Origin of the sequence: Pseudonocardia sp. SID8383 (genome assembly GCF_009864975.1) — a bacterium.
In the GTDB taxonomy this organism is placed as follows: Bacteria; Actinomycetota; Actinomycetes; order Mycobacteriales; family Pseudonocardiaceae; genus Pseudonocardia; species Pseudonocardia alni.
Map to the genome: position 1 here is coordinate 1 of NZ_WWFY01000716.1, position 4,330 is coordinate 4,330.

General features: G+C 75.2%; 2 protein-coding genes, 1 pseudogene and 1 riboswitch. Of the genes and pseudogenes, 2 read left to right on the forward strand and 1 reads right to left on the reverse strand.

Annotated elements, in window-relative coordinates; translation table 11 throughout:
• Positions 1–244: 244 nt before the first annotated feature.
• Positions 245–1,870 (forward strand): annotated as a pseudogene (locus tag GTW08_RS31950) (ComEC/Rec2 family competence protein); the annotation flags it as partial.
• 240 nt (positions 1,871–2,110) lie between these two features.
• Here GTW08_RS31950 and thrC read toward each other — a convergent pair.
• Positions 2,111–3,379: a threonine synthase gene (thrC, locus tag GTW08_RS31955; RefSeq protein WP_073578019.1), complete on the reverse strand. Its 1,269-nt coding sequence runs from the start codon at positions 3,377–3,379 to the stop codon at positions 2,111–2,113.
• A gap of 6 nt (positions 3,380–3,385) precedes the next feature.
• Positions 3,386–3,539, reverse strand: a riboswitch (SAM riboswitch).
• A gap of 140 nt (positions 3,540–3,679) precedes the next feature.
• Between thrC and holA the strand changes: the two genes are divergently transcribed.
• Positions 3,680–4,330, forward strand: a 651-nt coding sequence (gene holA, locus GTW08_RS17320) for a DNA polymerase III subunit delta (RefSeq protein WP_346009921.1), incomplete at its 3' end; no start/stop codon positions are given.

The window sequence follows — 4,330 nt, forward strand, 5'->3', positions numbered from 1 at the left end:
CCGCGGTGCCGCCGCCGAGGTCCGCGTCCGGCTCACCGACGACCCCCGGCTCCTGCGCAGCACCACCGGCGGCGGCGACGAGTCCGGCGCCGCCCGGGCGATGGCGCTGGTACCCACCGAGCTCGTCACAGCCACCGTCGGCGGGGACCGGGCGACCACCGGCGGGAAGCTCCTGCTCCTGGCCCCGGCGGCGAGCTGGACCGGGCTGCTCCCCGGCCAGGAGGTCTCCGCCGCCGGGCTGCTCATGCCCGCACAGCGCCCCGACCTCACGATCGCCGTGCTGAAGGTCCGGGGTGCGCCGCAGGACGTGACCGCGCCGCCCTGGTGGCAGACCGGGGCCGGGGCGCTGCGCGACGGCCTGCGCGACGCGGCGGTCTCCGCGCTGCCCGAGGCACCCGCGGGACTGCTGCCCGGGCTCGCGATCGGGGACACCCGCGCCCAGCTCGCCGAGACCGAGCAGGACTTCCGCACCGCCGGGCTCGCGCATCTCACCGCCGTCTCCGGGGCCAACGTCGCGATCATCACCGGGGCGGTGCTGCTCCTCCTGCGCCTGTTCCGGACCGACCCGCGGATCGCGGCCGCGGCCGCGATGCTGGCCCTGGTCGGGTTCGTCGTGCTGGCCCGGCCGTCACCGTCGGTACTGCGGGCGGCGGTCATGGGCGGGGTGGTGCTGATCGCGTTCGCGGCCGGCCGCGCCCGGTCGGCGGTGCCCGCGCTGGCGGTGGCCGTGCTCGGCCTGCTGCTGGCCGCCCCCGACCTGGCCGTCGACGCCGGGTTCGTGCTCTCCGTCGTCGCCACCGGTGCACTGGTCCTGCTCGGCCCGGGCTGGACGGCGGCGTTGCGACGGCGCGGGCTGCCGTCCGGACCGGCCGAGGCACTGGTCGTCCCGGTCGCCGCGGCCCTGGCCACCGCGCCGGTGATCGCCGGGCTCAACGGGGGAGTCGGGCTGGTCACCGTGGTGGCGAACCTGCTCGCGGCGCCCGCCGTCGCCCCCGCGACGGTGCTGGGCGTGCTCGGTGCGGTGCTGTCCGCGGTGAGCCCGGCCGCCGCATGGTGCTGCGCCTGGCTGGCGGGACCGTTCGTGTGGTGGCTGGTGGTGGTCGGGGACCGGGCCGCCGCGGTGCCCGGTGCCACCGTGCCGTGGCCCGCGGGGGCGGGCGGCGCGCTGCTGCTCACCGGGGTGCTGGTCGTGCTACTGGCGATGGGCCGGGTGCCCCGGCTGCGGGCGCTGTTGCTGGCCCTGCTGGTCGGGCTGCTCGTCGTCCTCGTCCCGACCCGGTTCGCGCCGCCCGGATGGCCGCCCGCCGGGTGGCGGATGGTGGCCTGCGACGTCGGTCAGGGCGACGCGCTCGTCCTCGCCACCGGTACCCCCGGGCACGCCGTCCTGGTCGACACCGGGCCGACCGACGACGCCGTCGACACCTGCCTGGACCGGCTCGGCGTCCGGGTCCTGGAGCTCGTGGTGATCACCCATTTCCACGCCGACCACGACGGCGGACTCGCCGGCGCGCTGCGTGGCCGCGCCGCGGGCGGCATCGCCGTCGGGCCGGTACGGGAGCCGGCGTCCGGGCTGCGTGACATCACCCGGCGTGCCGAGGAGGCCGGTGCCCCGGTGGTGGGGCTCGCGCGCGGGATGGCGCTGGGCTGGCCGGAGCTGCGCCTGCAGGTCCTCGGTCCGGTCCACCCGCCCCTGACGGTCGACGGCAGCGACGGGACGGCGGTCAACGACATCTCGCTGCTGCTGCGCGCGACCACCCCGGCCGCGACGATCCTGCTGACCGGCGACGCCGAGCTGGTCGCCCAGGACGACCTGCTCGACTCCGGGGCCGACCTGCGGGCGGACGTGCTGAAGATGCCCCACCACGGGTCCCGCAAGGTGGTCCCGCGGCTGATCACGGCCGTCGCGCCGCGGGCGGCGGTGATCAGCGTCGGAAACGGCAACAGCTACCGGCACCCCAACGCGGAGCTGGTGGACCGGCTCGCCGGGGCGGGGATCGTCGTCGCACGCACCGACCGGTCCGGCGACCTGGCCCTGACCGGCGACGACCCGGCCGGGCTGACGGTGGTCGCGCGGGGCGACCCCCGTCCGGCGCCCGGCTGGCGGGGCCGGTCAGCCTCGGTTCGCCAGCGCCTCGCGGACCGCGGCGGACGTCGACGGCACGGTCGCCGTCGGGCCGACCTCGCCGGAGACGGCGTCGAGGGTCTTGAGGCCGTCTCCGGTGATCATGAGGACGGTCTCGGCGTCGGGGTCGAGTGCCCCGGCCTCGAGCAGCTTCCTGGTGGTCGCGATGGTGACCCCGCCCGCGGTCTCGGCGAACACGCCCTCGGTGCGGGCCAGGAGCCGAATGCCGGCGACGACCTCCTCGTCGGACACGTGCCCCACCGAGCCGCCGGTACGGCGCACCGAGTCGAGGACGTACGGACCGTCGGCCGGGTTCCCGATCGCCAGCGAGCGCGCGATGGTGTCCGGCTTCTGCGGCTGGATCACGTCGTGGCCGGCCTCGAAGGCCCGCGCGACCGGTGAGCAGCCGGTGGCCTGGGCGCCGAACACGGTGTACGGGGTGGGCTCGACCAGACCCAGGGTGCCGAGCTCGGTGAACCCCTTGTCGATCTTGGTGAGCTGGGAGCCGGACGCCACCGGGACCACGACCTGCTGCGGGAGCCGCCAGCCGAGCTGCTCGGCGACCTCGTAGCCCAGGGTCTTCGAGCCCTCGGCGTAGTACGGCCGGACGTTGACGTTCACGAACGCCCAGTCCTCGTGCTCGGCGGCCAGCTCGGTGGCGAGCCGGTTGACGTCGTCGTAGTTGCCGTCGACGGCGAGCAGGGTGCCGCCGTAGACGGCGGTGGTGACGATCTTCGCCTGCTCCAGCGAGGACGGGATCAGCACGACCGAGTCCCAGCCGGCACGGGCGGCCGCGGCGGCGACGGCGTTGGCCAGGTTGCCCGTCGAGGGGCAGCACAGCACCGAGAAGCCGAGCTCACGGGCGGCGGCGAGTGCGACGGCGACGACGCGGTCCTTGAACGAGTGCGTCGGGTTGCCCGTGTCGTCCTTGATCCAGATCTTGCGGACGCCGAGCGCGCGGGCCAGGTTGTCGGCCTCGATCAGCCGGGTCAGGCCGGGCTCGGTGTTCGCATGCTGCTCGACGGTCGACGGGACCGGCAGCAGGTCCTTGTAGCGCCAGATCGACTTCGGCCCGGCCTCGATGGAGGCGCGGGTGACCGTCGGGAACTCGTAGGCGACTTCGAGGGGGCCGAAACAGCGCGGGCACGCGAACTCCGCGGCGAGCGGGATCTCGTGGCGGCACTCGCGGCACGCGAGAGCGCGCGCGGAGCCGAGGTCGTAGGCGGAGGTGGTTTCGGGCGCAGCAGTGAGAGTCACGAGATCTCCTCATCTGTCCCGCCGGATGTGGCGGGCCGGAATTGGCACCGTGTTCGTCGACGTCCTCGCCACGCGGAATGCGCAGGTCTGGGCGGATCGTCGTGCGACGCCGGTTGCCGGGGCTTCAACGGGCCGTTCCCTCTGCCCCTCTGGATGAGCCATATGCGGTTGTGGTGCTCCGGACGCCGGGCGCCGGAATCGACGACGACCGTACGCGAGCGGGACACCCCACCGCCAGGCGACGTTCTCCGGTCGGGACGCGACTCACCCGTTGTCGGAGGTGTGGGCCACCATGGGGGTGTGAGCAGCACGAGCGAACCGGGCCCGCTGCAGCTGGTCGTCGGGGACGAGGAGTTCCTGGCCGAGCGGGCGGTGTCCGACCTGGTCCGACGCGCCCGGCAGCGCGATCCGGAGACCGAGCTGCGCCGCTTCCGCACCTCCGAGGTGGCACCCGGCGAGCTCGCCGGGCACCTCAGCCCCTCGCTCTTCGCGGAGGGCAGGGTGATCGTGCTCACCCACGGTCAGGACGCGAACAAGGACATGACCGCCGCCATCGCCGACTACGTGAAGGACCCGGCCGACGGGATCGTGCTCGTGGTCCAGCACGCCGGGGGAGCGAAGGGCAAGGCGGTCCTGGACCTGATGCGCAAGGCCGGGGCGCACACCGTCACCTGCAACCGCATCACCCGCGCCGACGAGCGGTCGGACTTCGTGCGCGACGAGGTCCGCCGCCACGGCGGCACGATCACGCCCGGGGCGCTCGCGGTGCTGGTCGAGGCGGTCGGGTCGGACCTGCGGGAGCTGGCGGCCGCGGCCGGGCAGCTCGTCGCGGACACCGGCGGCGCCGTGGAGGAGGCCGGGGTGCGGCGCTACCACCGCGGCCGGGCCGAGTCCTCGGGCTTCGCGGTGGCCGACGCGGCGGTCGCGGGGGACCGGCGGGCGGCGATGGAG